The sequence below is a fragment of the Aquimarina sp. AU474 genome, assembly GCF_900312815.1.
GTDB lineage: Bacteria > Bacteroidota > Bacteroidia > Flavobacteriales > Flavobacteriaceae > Aquimarina.
Genome location: NZ_OMPE01000009.1, coordinates 441,563 through 461,853, shown reverse-complemented (window position 1 = coordinate 461,853; position 20,291 = coordinate 441,563). Strand labels below are relative to the sequence as shown.

At 35.5% G+C, this 20,291-nt stretch carries 12 protein-coding genes; all 12 read left to right on the top strand.

Translation table 11 applies throughout. From position 1 onward, the window contains the following. Position 1 precedes the first annotated feature (1 nt). The 12 genes from DK508_RS15695 (at position 2) to DK508_RS15640 (ending at position 20,283) form a co-directional block, all read left to right on the top strand. Positions 2-1,072: an isoaspartyl peptidase/L-asparaginase family protein gene (locus DK508_RS15695; RefSeq protein WP_109301741.1), complete on the top strand. Its 1,071-nt coding sequence runs from the start codon at positions 2-4 to the stop codon at positions 1,070-1,072. 96 nt (positions 1,073-1,168) lie between these two features. After that, positions 1,169-6,694 carry an alpha-2-macroglobulin gene (locus tag DK508_RS15690; protein WP_109301740.1) on the top strand — a complete coding sequence of 1,842 codons (5,526 nt, stop codon included), beginning with the start codon at positions 1,169-1,171 and terminating at the stop codon, positions 6,692-6,694. A 77-nt stretch (positions 6,695-6,771) separates the two neighbouring features. After that, positions 6,772-9,126, top strand: a complete 2,355-nt coding sequence (pbpC, locus tag DK508_RS15685) for a penicillin-binding protein 1C (RefSeq protein ID WP_109301739.1) — start codon at positions 6,772-6,774, stop codon at positions 9,124-9,126. 109 nt (positions 9,127-9,235) lie between these two features. After that, a complete protein-coding gene (locus tag DK508_RS15680) occupies positions 9,236-9,889 on the top strand; it encodes a TetR/AcrR family transcriptional regulator (RefSeq protein WP_160114739.1) in 654 nt (217 codons plus the stop codon). A gap of 10 nt (positions 9,890-9,899) precedes the next feature. Next, positions 9,900-11,585 carry an AMP-binding protein gene (locus tag DK508_RS15675; protein ID WP_109302734.1) on the top strand — a complete coding sequence of 562 codons (1,686 nt, stop codon included), beginning with the start codon at positions 9,900-9,902 and terminating at the stop codon, positions 11,583-11,585. Then, entirely contained in the window at positions 11,582-12,373 is a 792-nt protein-coding gene (locus DK508_RS15670; RefSeq protein ID WP_109301737.1) for an SDR family oxidoreductase, read from the top strand. Before DK508_RS15675 ends, DK508_RS15670 begins: the two co-directional genes overlap by 4 nt. A 3-nt stretch (positions 12,374-12,376) precedes the next feature. Further along, the gene (locus tag DK508_RS15665) at positions 12,377-13,978 is read left to right on the top strand and encodes an acyl-CoA carboxylase subunit beta (protein ID WP_109301736.1); all 1,602 of its coding nucleotides are present in this window, start codon (positions 12,377-12,379) and stop codon (positions 13,976-13,978) included. Positions 13,979-13,996: 18 nt separating this feature from the next. Further along, entirely contained in the window at positions 13,997-15,976 is a 1,980-nt protein-coding gene (locus DK508_RS15660) for a biotin carboxylase N-terminal domain-containing protein (protein ID WP_109301735.1), read from the top strand. A gap of 2 nt (positions 15,977-15,978) precedes the next feature. Then, positions 15,979-16,797 (top strand): enoyl-CoA hydratase-related protein, encoded by an 819-nt coding sequence (locus tag DK508_RS15655; RefSeq protein WP_109301734.1) that lies wholly within the window; start codon positions 15,979-15,981, stop codon positions 16,795-16,797. Positions 16,798-16,822: 25 nt separating this feature from the next. Further along, positions 16,823-17,692 carry a 3-keto-5-aminohexanoate cleavage protein gene (locus DK508_RS15650; protein ID WP_109301733.1) on the top strand — a complete coding sequence of 290 codons (870 nt, stop codon included), beginning with the start codon at positions 16,823-16,825 and terminating at the stop codon, positions 17,690-17,692. 2 nt (positions 17,693-17,694) lie between these two features. After that, positions 17,695-18,501: an SDR family oxidoreductase gene (locus tag DK508_RS15645; RefSeq protein WP_109301732.1), complete on the top strand. Its 807-nt coding sequence runs from the start codon at positions 17,695-17,697 to the stop codon at positions 18,499-18,501. A gap of 3 nt (positions 18,502-18,504) precedes the next feature. After that, on the top strand, positions 18,505-20,283 hold the full coding sequence (locus tag DK508_RS15640) for an acyl-CoA dehydrogenase family protein (RefSeq protein ID WP_109301731.1): 1,779 nt from the start codon (positions 18,505-18,507) through the stop codon (positions 20,281-20,283). The last annotated feature ends 8 nt before the right edge of the window (positions 20,284-20,291 follow it).

Genomic DNA, 20,291 nt, shown 5'->3' with positions numbered 1-20,291 from the left:
CATGAAAAAGATCCTCATCTTTTTAAGCTTCGTTTTAATTTTGGCTTGTAAAGAACAACCAAAAGAAACAGCAGAAACTGCAATTAACAATACTGCCCAAGAAGAATCACAAAAACCATCAGATAATTTTGGGATTGTAATTCATGGTGGAGCAGGAACTATTCTAAAAAAGAATATGACCCCAGAAAAGGAAGCAGCGTATAAGGCCAAATTAGAAGAAGCAATAACAGTAGGGCATACCATTCTTAAAAATGGAGGAACGAGCTTAGAAGCCATAGAGAAAACTATAAATATTCTAGAAAATTCTCCTTTGTTTAATGCAGGAAAGGGAGCGGTTTTTAATAGTGAAGGTGTTAATGAATTAGATGCTTCAATCATGGATGGAAGCAACCTTAACGCAGGAGCTGTAGCTGGAGTGAAAACGGTAAAAAACCCTATAAATCTAGCTAAAGAAGTGATGCTTAACTCACCACATGTGCTGTTATCGGGAAGTGGAGCAGAGTTATTTGCGAAAGAAAGAAATCTTGAAATTGTAGATCCTGCTTACTTTTTTACAGAAGATCGAATGAAATCTTTAGAACGTGTTAAAGCGAAAATGAAAGAGAAAGAGGCTACAAAAACAACAGCTTTTTATGATCCTATAATTAAGGATTCGAAATTTGGTACTGTAGGTTGTGCGGCATTAGATAAGCATGGTAACCTGGCCGCAGGAACATCTACAGGGGGTATGACTAATAAAAAATGGAACCGTATTGGAGATTCTCCGATTATTGGTGCAGGAACATATGCTAATAATGCTACATGTGCCGTGTCTAGTACAGGGTGGGGAGAGTATTTTATAAGAGGAATGGTAGCTTATGATATTTCTGCTTTGATGGAGTATAAAGGTCTTTCGCTTAAAGAGGCTTCAGAAGAAGTAATTCAAAAGAAACTTACCGCACTTGGAGGTACGGGTGGTATAGTGGCTATTGATAATAAAGGTAATGTAACTATGGAGTTTAATACCGCAGGAATGTACCGTGCAACCATGAATGCTGATGGTAAATTAACGATAGGGATTTATAAAGAATAAAACATAATATTAAATTTGTATAACGACCCTCCTGTTGGAGGGTTTTTTTATGATAAAATATAGTACATTTATAAAGTCAACTAATTCCAATCTTTTATGCGATTTTTTAGAATTCTCTTTGCATTACTTTTTGTAACACTTGTGTTTTCCTGTAAGAATAAAGACGAAGCAGAGATGGCCGCGTCCAATGCTTCAGAACTTAATAAATATCAAGAGTATATTTCTGATATTTCTTCGGGAGTAATATCGGTACATGATCAAGTCTATGTTGTATTACAAACACCGGTAGCAGGATGGAGCGATAATCAAGAACTTCCTAAAGATTTACTTTCTGTATCACCAAGAATAAAAGGTAAAGTAATTGCAGTAAATAATCGAACGATTTCTTTTCAACCAGAAAAAGCTTTTGAAGAAGATACGCAGTATACATTTACCTTGGATCTCGAGGATTTGGTTGAAGACATAAAAGAGGATCTGGATGAAGAATTTGTATTTAGTGTAAAAACCTTAAAACAGCAATTTTCGATTATTACTGATAATCTTCAATCCTATAGTAAAGATTGGCAATATATAGATGGTACATTAACCTCAAGTGATCAATTATCGTTCGAAACTGCAAAGCAACTTATTACTGCAACACAAAAAGGTAAAAATGTATCGGTAAAATTTAATGAATCGTTGGATAAAAGTCGACAATTTGGTTTTAGGATTGATAGTATACAACGTTTTGAAGATGATTCTGAAATTAATGTAAAATGGTCTGGCAAATCATTTAATATTACTACCGAAGGAGAAGATGTATTGGCTATTCCTGGTAAAAACAACTTTTCTGTAATCAGTGTTGCAGTTGCCAATGTGGATAATCAATATGTAGAGATTAATTTTTCGGATCCATTAAAGAAAAGTCAAAATTTTAATGGATTAGTTACGGTAGGCCAGCAAAAAAATCTAAAATATACTGTTAATGGAAATGTATTAAAAGTATATCCTAAAACAGAACTTAAAGGCACTTTATCGGTTACTGTGCATGAAGGAATACGAAGTACAGACGACTATAGATTAAAAAACACCTATACAGAGAATGTCTCTTTTCAACAACCTAAACCAGAAATTAGATTATTACAAAATGGAGTGATTTTACCAACTTCAGATAATTTAAAATTTAATTTTGAAGCGGTAAATCTTAGAGCAGTAGAGGTGCAAGTCATTAAAGTTTTTGAAGATAATGTGCTTCAGTTTTTACAAAATAATAATTTAAATGGGTCGTCTAATCTAAGAAGTGTAGCAAGGCCAGTTGCCAAAAAATTAATAAATCTTCAAGAAAATGCATCTCTAAATTTAAGTAAGTGGAATGCTTTTGCCATTGATTTAAAAGAATTAATCTCGCCAGATCCGGGTGCCATATATAGAGTAGAACTCAACTACAGAAAAGCATATTCTCTATATAAATGTAGTGGGCAATCTGCCGATGATACCTCTATAGATGAGTTGTCTGAAAATTATGATGAGGAAGAAGAATCTAGTTTTTGGGATTCTTCGCAATATTATTATGATGATTACTATGGGTATAATTGGCAGGAAAGAGATGATCCGTGTAGTAACTCTTATTTTAGAGATAGAAAAGTAAGTGCAAATGTATTAGCATCTAATCTAGGTGTCGTGGTTAAAAAAGGATTAAATAACTCGTATATGATTACGGTTAATGACATTCTTACAACTAGCCCGGTATCTAATACAAGAATAACATTTTATAATTATCAGCAGCAAGAAATGGGTTCTGCAACAACCGATGCAGAGGGAATGACAGGTTTTGATGCAGATCGACCTGCATATTTTGCCATAGCGAGCTCGGGAAAACAACAAACATATGTAAAACTTAATGACGGAAATGCATTATCGGTGAGTAAGTTTGATGTTTCAGGTGTGCGTTTACAAAAAGGAATCAAAGGATTTATCTACGGTGAACGAGGGGTTTGGAGACCAGGTGATACTTTGTTTCTATCCTTTATGCTTAATGATAATGCTAATAAATTACCAAAAGGACATCCTGTAAAGTTTGAATTAAGGGATCCTTATGGAAAAGTAACGCATCAAGAAACCAAAACTGAAGGAGTTAGTAATTTCTACAAATTTATAGTCAATACAACCGATGAGGCGCCAACAGGAAATTGGTTAGCAAAGGTTAGTGTTGGTGGAGCAAGCTTTACCAAAACATTAAAAATTGAAACGATTAAACCTAATCGTCTTAAAATCAAAACTACTTTTGATGAAGAGGTGCTTGGAGCAAATAAAAATATAAATGGAAACTTGGAAGCTTTATGGCTGCATGGCGCAGTGGCCAAAAACCTAAAGGCAGATATTAATGTAAGATTTAATCCAACTAAAACTAGTTTTAAAACTTTTCCAGGATACGTTTTTGATGACCCATCTAGAAGATTTAGTACCGAAGAACAGGAAGTGTTTAAAGGAAAAATTTCGGGAGAAGGGAAAGCGAATTTTAGTGTAAAGCCTAAGCTTAATAATAAAGCAGCGGGAATGTTAAAAGCATCTTTTATTACAAAAGTATATGAAAACGGAGGTGATTTTAGTACTGATGTTATTTCTAAAAACTATTCACCTTATAACACATATATTGGTATTAATGTGCCAAAAGGAGACAAGGCTAGAGGAATGTTGCTTACAGATACTAAGCATAATTTTGAAGTAGTGTCGGTAGATGAAAAAGGAAATCCTAAAGCAGCCAAGAACCTTGAAGTGTATGTGTATCAAGTACGTTGGAGGTGGTGGTGGGATACGTCTCAGGATAACTTATCTGATTATAATAGAGGCTCGTATCATAATGAAGTTTTTAAAACAGTAATTAATACAGGTAACGATGGTAAAGCCAGTTTTGATTTTGAATTGAAATACCCAGATTGGGGAAGATATTTGGTGAGAGTAGTAGATCCTAATGGAGGTCATGCTACTGGTAAAACTATTTATATTGATTGGCCAGGATGGGCAGGAAAATCTAGAAAAAATGATCCTTCTGCGGCTACAATGTTATTGTTTTCAACAGATAAAACGAACTATAATGTCGGTGAGAAAGCAATTGTAACTTTTCCTTCTAGCGAGGGAGGTAGGGCATTAGTTACCGTAGAGAATGGTACAGAAGTACTGTCTTCGCAATGGGTAACGCCTCAAAAGGGAGAAACTAAATTCGAACTACCGATAGAGTCCTTGTATACTCCCAATGTGTATATTCACATTACTTTATTGCAACCTCATGCATCTACAGCCAATGATCTCCCAATACGTTTGTATGGGGTAGTTCCTATTTTGGTTGAAGATCCGAATACCAAAGTACAACCTAAGTTAACAATGCCCGATGTGCTTAGACCAGAAGAAACAATTACTGTAAAAGTTGGTGAAACTAAAGGGAAGCCAATGACATATTCTATTGCTATTGTCGATGAAGGATTACTGGATCTCACACGCTTTAAAACACCGAATCCATGGAGTAGTTTCTATGCTCGAGAAGCACTGGGAGTAAAAACCTGGGATGTATATGATGATGTGCTCGGAGCATATGGCGGAAGCATCAATCAAGTATTTAGTATTGGAGGTGATGCCGAAGCAGGGGGTAGTAAATCTAAGAAAGCGAACCGTTTTAAACCTATGGTGGTGTTTGAAGGACCTTTTGAACTTAAACAAGGAGAAACTAGAGCTCATAAAATTAAAATCCCAAAATACGTAGGTTCTGTACGTACGATGATCGTAGCCTCAGATGCAAATAATGCTGCTTACGGAAATACCGATAAAACTACACCCGTTCGTAAACCACTGATGGTGTTAACATCCATACCTAGAAAAATCACACCAGGAGAAAAAGTTACTATTCCGGTAACTGTATTTGCTATGGAGAATAAGGTGAAAAATGTTGCGGTTATATTAAAACCAAATAAAGGATTTACGGTAATCGGAGAAGCTAAACAACAACTTTCTTTTACGCAACCCGATGAAAAGATGGTGTATTTTGATATTGAAGTATTAGAAGGCGCATCGATAACAGATATCGAAGTTGTCGCTAGCGGAAACGGAGAAAAAGCGTCATATAAAATACCAATAGATATTATCAATCCAAACCCTATGACTACCGAGATAACTTCGGTGGTATTAGAGCCAAATAGCCAGCAAGAAGTGAGTTTTGCGGCTTTTGGGATTGAAGGAAGTAATAGTGCTACGATCGAGTTTTCTTCATTACCTCCTATGAATTTTGAAAGTAGGTTGGGATATTTGATTAGATACCCTCATGGATGTGTAGAGCAAACTACATCTGCAGCGTTCCCACAATTGTATTTGGGTGATGTGCTCAATATATCTTCAGATAATCAGCAAAAAATTCAGAAAAATATAGAAGCTGCGATCTATAAACTTAAAAGGTATATCCAACCTAGTGGAGGGATGTCATATTGGCCAGGATATAGTAATGCTAATGATTGGGGAACTACATATGCAGGTCATTTCTTGCTTGAGGCAAATAAAAAAGGGTATGTATTACCAATTGGTTTTAAGAGTAATTGGATTAACTACCAGCAGCAACAAGCCAAAAGATGGCGCAGTGGTAATAATGACCTTGCCCAGGCGTATAGATTGTATACCTTGGCTCTTGCCGGAAGCCCTGATCTATCATCGATGAATAGGTTAAGAGAAACTTCATCATTATCAAACAATGCAAAATTAAGATTGGCCGCAGCATATGGGCTAGTAGGACAAAAAAGTGCTGCAGATCAGTTGTTAAATTCGGCAAATATTGATTTTCAGCCAGAAAAATATAACTATTACACTTATGGTTCTACAAATCGTAATCGAGCCATGGCTTTAGAAACGTTGGTGTCCTTGGATCAAAAAACTAAAGCGCAAAAAATCGCTGTGAATTTGGCAAAACAATTATCTTCTAAGAGTTGGATGAGTACACAGACAACGTCTTATGCACTTATGGCAATGGCAAAATATGCATCTTATGTCGGCGGTAAAGGAGTAAATGTTGTGTATACTTTAAATGGTAATTCTAGAGATGCAAATACCACCAAAACAATAGCTACTTCAGGAGAAGTAATGATCAAAAAAACCAACGTTCTTAATTTTAAAAACAATAAGGATAACACTATTTTTGTTCAAATAGCAACTAGCGGAATTCTTCCTGTTGGTCAAGAAAAAGTGATTCAAAGTAATTTTAGAGCAATTATTGATTATAAGAGTAGAGATGGTAAAATTATTAACCCTGCACAGTTAACGCAAGGAACCGATTTTGTAGCAGAAGTAACGATAACTAATACGACGGGATCGAAGGTTAAAGATATTGCCTTAACCGAGATTTTCCCATCTGGTTGGGAAGTAGTAAATACTAGGTTTACAGATTTTGGATCTTTTAGCGCAAATAAAGTAACACATACAGATATTAGAGATGATAGAGTGAATTTCTATTTTGACTTGAAACCTAAAGAAAGTAAAATAGTAACTATACTTTTAAATGCCTCGTATTTAGGGAAGTATTATTTACCAGGAATACAATGTGAAGCTATGTATGATAATGATTATTTGGTGCGAACCCAAGGAAAGTGGGTTAAGGTGGTGAAATAAGTATTAGTCTATAAGTATATACGATAAATGATTTTTTTCCATTATGAGAGTTGCTATTATTCAACTGTAGAAGTTAAATGAACCAGGAAAAGATTAAAAACTACATTAAAACACATCCAAAACGTATTGCGGTAGTTGGTGTTTTATTGATATGGTATTTCTTTTCTCTACCAAGGCCATTATTTGATGATCCTACAGCTACGGTTATCGAAACTAAAAAAAGAGAGTTGATAGGAGCAAAAATTGCTAGTGATGGCCAATGGCGCTTTCCCGAAACAGATAGTTTGCCCGAAAAATTCAAGCAATGTATTGTAGCTTTTGAAGATCAGCAGTTTTATCGACACATAGGATTTAATCCATATGCGATGGCAGAAGCAATGATTCAAAATTTTAAAGCCGGTAAGATCGTTCGTGGAGGTAGCACAATTACTCAGCAAGTAATTCGGTTATCAAGAAAAGGTAAGAATAGAAGCTATTTTGAAAAACTTAAGGAACTCATTTTATCAACTCGATTAGAATTAAGTGAATCAAAAGAAGGGATACTTAAGTTATATGCTTCGCATGCTCCTTTTGGAGGTAATGTTGTGGGAATAGATATGGCAGCGTGGCGATACTTTGGCTTACCTACGTATCAATTATCTTGGGCAGAAAGTGCCACACTTGCAGTATTACCTAATGCCCCATCACTAATTTATCCAGGAAAAAATCAAATACGATTATTAGAAAAAAGAAATAGATTATTACGTACTCTTTTGGAGCATGAAACAATTGATTCCTTAACCTATGAGTTGTCTATTAACGAAGCCTTACCACAAAAGCCATATGCATTACCTCGAATTGCACCTCATTTGATAGATCGTATGGCCAAAAAATACAACGGACAACGTGTTCAAACAACAATTAATGTACAGTTACAAAAACAAGTAAATGTTATAGTGCAACAACATCATGAGGCATTATTACAAAATGAAGTATATAATATGGCTGTAATGGTTTTGGATGTGGATACAAGAGAAGTGCTAAGTTATGTGGGTAATAGTCCAACAGATAAGAGTCATCAAAAAGACGTGGATATCATTAAAGCAGCACGTAGCACTGGTAGCACATTAAAACCAATATTATATGCAGCGATGATGGATAAGGGAGAACTACTGCCTCAACAATTGGTTTCTGATATCCCAACCAGCATTGCGGGATATAATCCCAAAAATTTTGATGAAAAGTATAGTGGATCGGTACCAGCAAATAGAGCGTTGGCAAGATCTCTAAATGTTCCTGCTGTACGATTATTACAGCAATATGGATTAAATCGTTTTAGAGATGAAATGAATGTTTTTAAAATTAAAGATTTAAAATATAGTGCGGATCATTATGGATTATCATTAATTGTTGGTGGTGCCGAAAGTAATCTTTGGGACCTATGTAAAATATATGCAGGTTTTGCAGGAACCTTAAAGCATTATGAACAAACGTCTAGCGAATATTATGCAAACGAGTTTGTTGAGCCTCTTTTATTAGCAAATACTACTGTGGATTTTGGAAAAAAACAATCAGAAAAACAAGTGTATGGAGCAGGTAGTATTTGGTTAACCTTTGAAGCTATGAAAGAAGTAAATCGACCAGAAGGAGATCAGGCATGGGAGTTTTACGATTCATCTAAAGAAATTGCCTGGAAAACAGGGACTAGTTTTGGTAATAGAGATGCATGGGCTATTGGAGCCAGCCAAAAATATGTGGTGGGTGTTTGGATAGGAAATGCAGATGGTGAGGGGCGCCCACAGCTTACAGGATTAAATGCAGCAGCTCCGGTTTTGTTTGATACGTTTAATCTTTTACCAGATTCAAAATGGTTTCCTACTCCCTATGATGATTTAATAGAAGCCACAGTTTGTCAACAAAGTGGTTTTCTTGCAGGAACCGAATGCCCAACAAAGCAGGTATACATTCCTTTATCTGGTACAAAAACCAAACCTTGCCCTTATCATCAATTGGTGCATTTGGATGGTACCAAACAGTATCGAGTAAACTCGTCATGCGAACCAGTTTCTAATATTGTTCACGAACCATGGTTTGTGTTACCTCCTTTACAGGCTTATTTTTTTAAAACAAACAATGCAGATTACAAGGCGTTGCCGTCGTATAGATCGGATTGTGTAAAAGAAAGAGAAGATAGAATGGATTTTATTTTTCCAAAACCCAATAGCAGTGTATATCTGCCTAAAGGATTTGATGGTAAAAGAAATGAAGTTGTACTCAAGATAGCACATACCAATCCCGAAATACAAGTGTTTTGGTATGTGGATAATGAATTTGTAGGCACTACCAAACAATTTCATGAAATGCCAATACTTCCCAAGCCAGGAAAACACGTCATAACCGTTTTAGATGAAAAAGGAAATGAATTAAAACGGCGTATAGAAGTCAAAGAATAAGGATGATCTTTGAGATTATGGTTAAATATATATTAAAATTAGTCGTTTATGACTAGAATAATTGATATTAGTGTAAAATTTATCTATATATTTGTTTAAAAAGGAATACGTGGAAACAAAACAAAGAATATTAAGCAAGGCATTAAAAGCATTTAATAAATCGGGATATGGTGCCGTAAATCTATTTGAACTCGCAAAATCTCTTGAGATGAGCAGAGGTAATATGACTTATCATTTTAAGGATAAAGAAGCATTATTAAAAGAATTGATAGATCAACTTTGGGAAAAACTGACCAACGGGAGAGTTGCAAAGAGCATTCCTTCTTTTCAAAATTTGCATCATGACGCGCAGCTCTATTATAGATTACAAAAAGAATACTCCTTCATTTTTCATGATAATCAGGTGTTAAAACATCCATTAATAGCGCCAAAAATGAAATCGTTGAGTGATAAAACAGTAAAGGATATAGAGATGGCAATTGCTTTTTCGATCCAATTAGGTAATATGAATAAAGAACCAGCTGCAGGAGTTTATAAAAACTTGGCACTTACCTCATGGATGATGATGTTTTTTTGGTCATCTCAACAGATGATAAGAGGAGACAAAACCAAGGAAGATGGAGAAAAAGTGATTTGGAGTCTCTTACTACCGCATCTAACCAAAAAAGGAATGGCTTCGTTTAAGAAGTTCTTTGGAGAAGATTATTTAACAAGCCTAGGAGAAGGGTTTGATCAATCTATGGAATCATATATTAATTTTTGATCTTTTTGCTATGAGTGATCTAAGTATTCCTAATTATCCGTCTCTTCCAGAATATTTTTACCATTGGGTTCGTCAAAAGCCGGATTTTCCGTTTTTAAAGCAACCTAAGGGTTCGCAATGGAAAATACTTTCGTTTCGCGAAGCTTATGACGAGGCATCAAAAATATCAAGAGCATTGCAATCTTCAGGATTGAAAAAAGGAGATCACGTTGCTATATATTCTAAAAATTGCTACCATTGGATACTCGCCGATCTGGCCATTATGATGGGTGGATTTGTTTCAGTCCCTTTATATTATAATCTTTCTGCTATACAGTTGGGTCAAGTTCTTGAACAATCACAAACTAAAGCAGTTTTTGTAGGTAAATTGGATAGTTGGTCAGCTCATGCTGCCGAAATCGAAGATTCGGTTCGAATAATTCGTTTTCCTCATTATTCTGGAAATGCTCATGTAAAACAAGGATTACTTTGGGATGATCTTGTCTTACAAAATGAACCATTGGATAAAGATTATGTTCCTGACCCGCAAGAATTATGGACTATTTTATTTACTTCTGGTACTACAGGACTGCCAAAAGGTGTTATGCATATTCATAAAACTCCTGTTCAAATAATTAAAGATGATAGAGATAATGATTGGATAGGGATTACTAATCACCCGGCACCTAGATTATTGTCTTATCTTCCTCTTAATCATGTAGCCGAAAAAATCGGGATATATGCTGTAGCATTAATGCTGGGAGGTACCGTTTCTTTTGGAGAAAGTATTGAAACTTTTGCAAAAAACTTGCAAGATACCCAGCCAACAATGTTTTTTGCAGTCCCCCGGATATGGACAAAGTTTTATTTGGCTGTAGTACATAAATTATCCCTTAAAAAGCAACGATTTTTATTTGGAATTCCTATAATTTCAAAAATTGTAAAAAAGAAAATAAGATATGGTTTAGGACTCTCACAAGCACAAATTGTAGCTACTGGCTCGGCAATAACTCCTGCGTATCTTAAAGAATGGTATGCAAATCTTGGAATTCACCTTGTAGAAGCATATGGTATGACCGAAGTGTGCGGTTCTATAACTAATACTCCTATGTTAGATGCACCAAAAGATTCTGTGGGGAAACCGATTCCTGGTTGTGAAATAAAAATCGACGCAAAAACCCAAGAGGTATTAATGAAATCTCCGTACATGATGAAAGGATATTTTAATGATCCTGATCAAACCGCAAAGGTTTTAAAAAATGGATGGCTACATAGTGGTGATAAAGGTAGTTTTGATGAAAATGGTTTCCTTAAAATTATAGGTCGAGTATCTGATGCGTTCAAAACGAGTAAAGGAAAATATATTACGCCTAACCCTCTTGAAGAAAAAATAGAGAAAAATGAGTTAGTAGAGCAGGTATGTGTCGCTGGTCTTGGCATACCGCAACCAATAGCAATTATCAACCTTTCAGAAGTTTCAAAAACAGTGACAAGAGAACAAATAGAATTATCATTAGATCAAACTCTTCATACAATCAATAGTGATCTGGCCAATTATACAAAAATATCTACAGTAATTGTTGATGATAAAACTTGGGATACAGAAAATAAGCTATTAACACCAACACTTAAGATCCGTCGTGGAGAAATTGATAATCAATTCAGCATTTATTTCCTGGACTGGCATAATCGTAAAGAAAAAATAGTTTGGTTATGAGTAAAACTGTTCTAATATCTGGGGGTTCTAGCGGAATTGGATATACCGTTTCTGAGTATTTTGCAAAAGCGGGATACAGACTATTATGGATTTCACTTTTGGAAGATGAAATGAAAATTGCCAAGTCAAAATTACAAGAGGAAATTGCGGACAGTGAGATCAATACTTTGGAACAAGATCTTTGTTTACCCAATGCAGCTCATAAGGTATATGATTGGGTAAAGGAAAATAACTGGAAAATTGATGTATTGATCAATAATGCAGGAATAGGGGTTTATGGCCATATCCATGAAATAGATATGGATCAAGAGTTAGCGATGATCAATTTAAATCTGATAAACCTGTATAAAATGACAAGGCTTTTTTTAAAAGATATGATCCATAAGAATAAAGGAACCATAATTAATATTAGTTCTAATTCTTCATTTCAACCAACACCCAAACTAAGTGTTTATGGGGCTACTAAAGCTTTTGTTAGCCATTTTTCTAGAAGTATTAATGAGGAGTTAAAAAACTCAAATTCAAAAGTAAAAGTGATATGTGTATGCCCTTCGGCTATTCGAGATACTAATTTTAAAAAGGCCGGAAAGATGGAGAATTTAAAAACCTTTAGTGGTTTGGCGACAACAACTTCAAAAGAGGTTGCCAAAGATATTTGGGAGGGGTTTTTAAAAGGAAAAGATTTTATAATAAGCGGGTGGAAAATGAGAATACTCTATCGTATATCGGCAATTATTCCTTATAAAATTCAACAGTTTTTAGTAAGACAAGAAATTAAAGAAGTATAGAAGATGAGAGCGTTATTATCAAATATTAATACGGCAAGTGCTTCTTATAAAGAGAATAAAGAGGCGATGTTATCACTAGTTAAGAAGCTAGAAAAATATCATGTAGAAAGTCGCTTTCAAGGAAAAGAAAAATCAATTGATAGAGCCAGGAATAGGAATAAATTCTTAGCTCGTGAGCGTATAGAATTGGTGTTGGATAAAGACAGTCCTTTTCTTGAACTTTTACCCCTTGCCGGAATGCAAAATAAAAATGGATTTGGAGCAGGTGGAACTAATGTTTCTGGTATAGGATTGGTACATGGAAAACTATGTGTAATTAATGCTAATGTGGGGACACGAAAAGGAGGATCGGTAGATTATGCTACCGTTTTTAAAGGTTTTCGAGTTGCGCAAATTACTAGAGAATGTAAGCTCCCGTCTATTAATCTTGTCGAAAGTGGCGGCGCAAATTTGCCTGATCAAGCCAAAATTTTTAATTATGGAGGTGAGGCGTTTAGAGAGATTACTAGACGATCCGAAATGGGAATTCCTACTATTTCTGTGGTTTTCGGAAATGCTACAGCAGGAGGTGCGTATGTACCTGGAATGTCTGATTATGCGATTTTTCAAAAACAAGCCGCAAAGGTATTTTTAGCAGGTCCACCGTTAGTAAAAATGGCTACTAATGAGATTGCTACTGATGAAGAGCTTGGTGGAGCCGAAATGCATAGTAAGACTTCGGGAGTTTCAGATTATCTCGCAGAAGATGAGCTCGATGCTATTAGAATAGCAAGAGAAATCATGGAGTTTATACCAGAGTCTAAACCACACTTAGTGCCAGAAATGCCTATTAAGAAACCGCTATTTTCTGCAGAAGAAATTTTAGGAGTTGTACCAGCAGATATCAAAACACCTTTTGATGTAAAAGAACTGATCATGCGAATTACAGATGGTTCCGAGTTTTCAGAATTTAAGTCAGAGTACGGAACTACCTTGATTTGTGGCTGGGCAAAAATACATGGATATCCTGTAGGGATTTTGGGTAACAATGGAGTCATTTTTTCAGAATCTGCAAATAAAGGAGCACAATTTATACAGTTATCAAATCAGAAAAATATCCCATTACTGTTTTTACAAAACACCACGGGTTATATGGTGGGTAAAGCATATGAAGAGGGGGGTATAATTAAGAATGGAGCGAAATTAATTAATGCAGTTTCAAATAGTAAAGTACCTTCAATTACACTAATGATCGGCTCCTCTTTTGGAGCAGGTAACTATGGTATGAATGGTAGATCATATGAACCCAATTTTCTTTTTTCTTATCCTAATGCAAAAATCGGGGTAATGGGAGCGCAACAGCTTGCCGGAGTAATGAAAATCATTCAAAAAACTTCGGCACAAGCAAAGGGGATTCCTTATGATGAAGAACAGGCCAAGATGATAGAAAGTATGCTTATCGCAGATGCAGAGTCAAAATCTTCTGCTTGGCATTCTACTTCAGAATTATGGGATGATGGAATTATTAATCCAAAGGAAACCAGAAATTATATGGGCTTTTGCTTGACGGTTTTATATAACCAAGAGATAAAAGGAACTAGTAGTTACGGTATTTGGAGACATTAAAAGTAGGATAAATTGAATATGAAACGTATTAATATAATACTGATAGCAAATCGAGGAGAAATAGCTTCTAGGATTATTCGTACCTGTAAGAAAATGGGGATCACTAGTGTAGTTGTTTTTTCTGAAGTAGATAAAAATGCTCCTTTTGTAAGGCAGGCAGATTTGGCGGTACATATTGGCGAACCCGAACCCATAAAATCATATCTGAATCAAGATAAAATTATTACAGCAGCAAAAAGGGTAAAAGCGGATGCTATCCACCCTGGATATGGGTTTTTATCAGAAAATGCAACTTTTGCCAAACGATGCTTTAACGAAGGAATCATTTTTATAGGTCCAAAACCAGAGGTCATAGAAGCCATGGGATCCAAATCTAGAGCTAAAGAGATGATGGAGGAATTGGGTGTTGCAGTAGTTCCAGGATATAGAGGAGAAGATCAATCTGATATCACTTTAAAAAAGGAAGCATTAAAAATCGGATTTCCTTTATTAATCAAAGCAACGGCAGGAGGCGGAGGAAAAGGCATGCGCATAGTACATGAAGAAAATGAAATTTTGAGCGCAATAACATCTGCCAAACGCGAAGCAAAAAATGCTTTTGGGGATGATGAGCTGTTGATAGAAAAATACATTACTTCGGGGCGCCATATCGAATTTCAGATTTTTGGAGACCAACAGGGTAACATAATTCATTTGCTAGAAAGAGAGTGTTCTATTCAACGAAGGTATCAAAAGGTAATAGAAGAAAGCCCTTCTCCTGTAATGACGGATACATTAAGAGCTAGTATGGGTAAGGCAGCGGTGACTGCCGCAAAAGCCTTGAAATATGATAATGCAGGTACTGTAGAGTTTATTTTTGAGGAATCAACAGGAAATTTTTATTTCCTTGAGGTTAATACTCGATTGCAGGTAGAACATACAGTTACCGAAGAGATTACCGGTTTAGATTTGGTAAAAATGCAAATAGAATCTGCACAAGGAATTTCATTACAAATCAAACAAGAAGATGTAAAAAGTGACGGATATGCTATTGAAGCTAGATTATACGCAGAAGATGTGTCTAATAATTTTGCTCCGGCGATAGGAAAAGTGTACAAATTCGAATTTCCAAAGATAGAAGGGCTTCGTGTAGAATCAGCTATCGAGTCGGGATCTGAGATTTCAATGTATTATGATCCTATGATAGCCAAAATAATTATAAAAGATACAGATAGGGCTGCAACGCATTCAAAACTCGAGTATGTATTTCAGTATTTGGTTTGCCAAGGAACTATTACTAACCTCACTTTTTTAAAGACTCTTGTAAAGCATGATGATTTTCGAAAAGGGATATATGACACTCATTTTATCGGTAAGCAGATAAATTTATCCAAAATCGATGAACTAGCTGATGAGCAAATTAATGAGATAGGTATTGCCGCAACCCTTTATAGTTGGTGTCAAAGACAGAAATCAAGAAGATTATTGAATAATGTCCCCTCGGGATGGAGAAATAATTTTTATGAATATCAAAAAGAGATCTTTCATATTAATGAGCAAAAATTAATCATTAAGTATAGATATGATGAAGAAGGCTTTACTGTTTTGATTAACGAAAAAGAGTATGAGGCTGCTATAATTATGATAGAAAATAACGGTATTCGAATTAGTATAAATGGTTTGCAACAAGAGTACTCCATCATGTCGATAGGTAATACCTTTTTTATTCACGCTAATACTTTGGGTAATTTAAAGATTGTGCAACAAGATCGCTTTCCCACCAAAGAAAAAGAAAAACCAAAAGGGAGTTACGAATCTCCGATACCATCTCAAGTAATTAAAATACATGTAGCATCAGGAGATAAAATAAAAGAAGGAGATCCACTTATAGTGATCTCTTCTATGAAAATGGAAAATATTCTTGTGGCCAATCAAGACGGTATAGTAGAAGAAGTACTTGTAGAAGAAGAACAAAATGTTGAAGCAGGGTATGTATTACTAAAAATTAACGAAAAATAGCTATGGATTTTTTTGATGATGTACTTATAAAGAATGCTCTTGATCAAACCTTTGCTTTTATAAAACTAAAGGTAGAAGAGCATGTAATGATACTTACTTTGGATCGGGCAGATAAGAAGAATGCTTTGCACCCGCATATGGTAAATGAGATTGCATTTGCAATGCAGTTTGCAAAACAAACCAATGATATTAGAGCTATTGTTATAGATGCCGAAGGCGATGTGTTTTGTGCAGGAGCTGATTTAAAAGCATTCATGGGTATGGTGGGAGAGTTTGAGTCTTCAATCCCAAATGCAAAAGAAGAGGTTTTGATAGGTGAACTTTTTAATAAAGTTCACAAACCAGTAATTACCAAAGTAGAAGGTAAAGTATTGGCAGGAGGATTCTTGTTTCTTGCTGGAGCCAATTATGTGGTTTGCAATGAAGGAGTTGTGCTCGGTTTACCAGAAGCTAAGAGAGGATTGTTTCCGTTTCAGGTAATGGCTGCATTGTTAGAAATTATGCCAAAACGAGTAGTTATTGATTGGTGTATTAGAGGGATTAATCTTGATGTTAATGATGCGCAAACATATGGTTTGGTAACTCACATTACAAAACCAGAAATTATAGATACCATAGTTAATAAGCTTCTGGATGATATTAAGACAAGTTCACCAACAGCTATTAGACTTGGATTAGAAGCATTAGACACCATAAATGAACAAGTATCCAAGCATCAATATCTTATGAAGATGTTACAAAAAACTATAGGATCAAAAGATGGTCAAGAAGGCTTGCTTGCCTTTAGAGAAAAGAGAAAACCCATTTGGACAGGAGAATGATAACAGTATATAAAAATATAAAATTATGGCTTTTAAAAAGATGATTCTTTCTGCGGCCCTTACTGGTGCTGCGACCAATAGATCACATTGTCCTCACATACCTTATACCCCAGAAGAATTGGGATTAGAGGCAAAAAGAGCTGTAAATGCAGGGGCTTCTATTGTTCATATTCATGCTCGTGAAGATAACGGAATGCCCAGTTGGAGGACAGAAGTATTCGAGCAAATTACTACACAAGTTCGCAAATATTGTCCAAATGTGATTATTAATTATTCTACAGGAGCGATAGGTCTTTCTATCGAAGATAGACTCAAACATTTACCTGCAACCAAACCCGATATGGCGGCATTTAATATGGGGAGTATGAATTATGGCATTTTTTCAAAAAGCACAAAACAATTTATATGGAATGGTGTTTTTGAAAACTCATTTGACGATATGATTAAAGTCGTTAAAACTATGAATGAACATAATATTTGTCCAGAGATGGAGTGTTTTGATACAGGTCATATACGAAATGCAGAACCATTAAGAGCCATGGGACTATTACCCGATAACGCTTGTTATAGTCTTGTTATGGGAGTAATGGGAGGTATTCCTGCCTCACCCGAAAACTTGATTCACCAAATAAAACAAATCCCCGAAGGTGCTTTTTGGCAATCTATTGTTATTAGCCGAAAACAGTGGCAACTTTCGGCCATTGCAGCAGCTATGGGAGGAAATTTCAGAGTTGGATTAGAAGATAATTTTTATCTACCAAATGGTGATATGGCAAAATCTAATGGTGAGTTGGTTGATGCAGGTGCATCATTGGCAAGAATGATTGGTCGTGAAATAGCTAGTATAGAAGAAACTAGAGAGATGCTTAATGTTCCTAAAAGGATAAATACTTAATTATGTTTAAATCAGACACTTTTAAAGATCAAATCATATTAGTTACCGGAGGACGATCTGGAATAGGTTTTCAAATAGCTAAAGATTTCTTGCAATTGGGAGCAAAGGTTATCATTTGCTCACGAAAAGAAGATCAACTAAAAACTGCGGCAGAACAATTAGCAAGTTTTGGTGAAATTTCTTGGCAAGCATGTGATATTAGAAAAACAGAGGATATCCAGGCATTGGCAAATATGATCAAAGAAAAACATAAGCGATTGGATGTTCTTGTAAATAATGCAGGGGGTCAATTTCCAGCATTGGCAGAGTATATCAATGATAAAGGTTGGAACGCAGTAATTAATAATAATTTGAATGGTACTTTTTCTATGATTAGAGAAATGGCTAACACCTTTTTTATTCCGCAAAAAAATGGAATAATCGTTAATATTATTGCTGATGTTTTTAGAGGATTTCCTGGTATGGCTCATACTGGAGCGGCGAGAGCTGGAGTAGAAAATTTAACCAAAACTCTAGCACAAGAATGGAGTGATTTTAATATTAGAATCAATTGCGTGGCCCCAGGGATTATAGAATCTAGTGGATTGGATAATTACCCTAAGCAAATCCAGGATATGTTTGAAGAAGCGCAAAAAGCGATTCCTTTAAAGCGGTTTGGAAAAGTAGAAGATGTCTCTAATGCAGTAACTTTTCTTGCGAGCTCAATGGCAGCATATGTAACAGGAATTTCGCTATACGTTGATGGTGCCCAACATTTAAATTTTGATAAGATGGGATTGGCCAAAGTGCTTAAATCATTTATTTCTTAAGATATGAAATCAGAACTAACGATGATAAAAGGGGGTGAGTTTTTGATCCAGACCAATGCGCCAAGTACGGTTTTCACTCCCGAAGATTATACCGAAGAACATATGATGCTTCGGGATGCAATTAGAGATTTTATTAATAAAGAAATAGAGCCTTTAAAAGAAATTTTTGATAGTAAAGAAGGAACAAAAATAGCCCCAGAAAAACTTGAGAAATTAGGGGCTTTAGGTTTTTTAGCAATCTCAGCTCCAGAAAGTATTGGTGGTATGGGATGTGATATTAAAACGGATCTTGCGGCGTCAGAGATTATGTCGGATAGTTTTTCTTTTTCCCAAACTCTAGGTGTTCAAAGAGGTCTGGGAGTAAATACAATTTTGTTTTATGGTACCGATGCGCAGAAACAGAAATATTTGGAAGGGATCCTTAATGGAAAACTAAAATGTTCTTACTGTTTAACCGAACCTAGCGCAGGGTCAGATGCTAATTCGGGAAAAACGAAAGCAACATTGAGTGAAGATGGAAAATACTACATCCTTAATGGCCAAAAAATGTGGATTACTAATGCCGGTTTTGCCGATATTTTTTCTGTTTTCTGTAAAATTGAAGGTGATGAAAATTTGTCTTGCCTAATTGTTGAAAAAGAATGGGGTGTAAAACTTGGTGTAGAAGAAAATAAACTAGGAATCCATGGATCATCTACGCGACAGGTATTTTTTGAAAACGTAAAAGTACCTGTAGAGAATCTTTTAGGAGAAAGAAATAAAGGGTTTAAAATTGCAATGAACGCCCTTAATATGGGTAGATTAATGATTGGTATTGCTGGGTCGGCAATATCCAAGCGAGCTTTTGGATTAGGAGTGCAATATGCCAACCAAAGAATTCAATTTAAGAAGTCGATTGCTTCTTTTGGGGCTATACAAGAGAAAATAGCAAAAATGGCAATACGTATTTATGCTTTAGAATCCGGATGGAATAAGTTGGCTGGAGATATGGACATCTTATATGATCACTATATCGTAGAGGGTATACATCCATTAAAAGCTAAACAAAAAGTTGCACAAGAATTCGCTGCCGAATGTTCCATAATTAAAGTGTATGGATCAGAGGTAGAGCAGTTTGTGGTTGATGAAGCACTACAAATTCATGGTGGGATGGGGTTTTCTGGAGAAAGTGAAATTTCTATGCATTATCGTAACATTAGAGGAAACAGAATTTATGAAGGAACCAATGAGATTAATCGTTTAGTGATTCCGGGAACAATATTAAAATATGCTTTAAAAGGAAAGTTGCCTTTAATCCAAGCTGCGATAGAAGCTTTTCAGGACTTGCAGGCCGATAAATTACAACCAGCAAATGGTAGTGGATCTTTTGAGAATTTTACTCTCGATTTTTTGAAGAATTGTAAAAAGGCCGTAATTCTTACCAGCGGTCAAGCCGTACAAAAGTTTCAACAAGAAATACAACAAGAACAAGAGGTATTATCGCGATTATCTGATATGATTACGCAAGTCTATATTCTAGAGGCTGCCCTTCTAAGAACTTTAAAAAATAAAAGTAAAAATTATACTGTAAAAGAGGCGATATGTTATTCGTTAATGAATACATCTGCAGAGATTATTAAAACTACTGTTAAAGAAGTGATTTTTACTACTTCTGAGGGTGATATGGCGCTAATGAACCTTAAAGCTATTTCTAGATTATTACAATTGCCGGTACGCAATATCATTGCTGACAGGAGGATTGTTGCAGCACATTTTATTCAAGAAAATCGATACAACATTTAAAAATATAT

What these genes read in the sequence shown, in the direction of transcription:
- DK508_RS15695 (WP_109301741.1), top strand. Translation starts at nt 2, where the DNA reads ATGAAAAAGATCCTCATCTTTTTAAGCTTCGTTTTAATTTTGGCTTGT.
- DK508_RS15690 (WP_109301740.1), top strand. Translation starts at nt 1,169, where the DNA reads ATGCGATTTTTTAGAATTCTCTTTGCATTACTTTTTGTAACACTTGTG.
- pbpC (WP_109301739.1), top strand. Translation starts at nt 6,772, where the DNA reads ATGAACCAGGAAAAGATTAAAAACTACATTAAAACACATCCAAAACGT.
- DK508_RS15675 (WP_109302734.1), top strand. Translation starts at nt 9,900, where the DNA reads ATGAGTGATCTAAGTATTCCTAATTATCCGTCTCTTCCAGAATATTTT.
- DK508_RS15670 (WP_109301737.1), top strand. Translation starts at nt 11,582, where the DNA reads ATGAGTAAAACTGTTCTAATATCTGGGGGTTCTAGCGGAATTGGATAT.
- DK508_RS15665 (WP_109301736.1), top strand. Translation starts at nt 12,377, where the DNA reads ATGAGAGCGTTATTATCAAATATTAATACGGCAAGTGCTTCTTATAAA.
- DK508_RS15660 (WP_109301735.1), top strand. Translation starts at nt 13,997, where the DNA reads ATGAAACGTATTAATATAATACTGATAGCAAATCGAGGAGAAATAGCT.
- DK508_RS15655 (WP_109301734.1), top strand. Translation starts at nt 15,979, where the DNA reads ATGGATTTTTTTGATGATGTACTTATAAAGAATGCTCTTGATCAAACC.
- DK508_RS15650 (WP_109301733.1), top strand. Translation starts at nt 16,823, where the DNA reads ATGGCTTTTAAAAAGATGATTCTTTCTGCGGCCCTTACTGGTGCTGCG.
- DK508_RS15645 (WP_109301732.1), top strand. Translation starts at nt 17,695, where the DNA reads ATGTTTAAATCAGACACTTTTAAAGATCAAATCATATTAGTTACCGGA.
- DK508_RS15640 (WP_109301731.1), top strand. Translation starts at nt 18,505, where the DNA reads ATGAAATCAGAACTAACGATGATAAAAGGGGGTGAGTTTTTGATCCAG.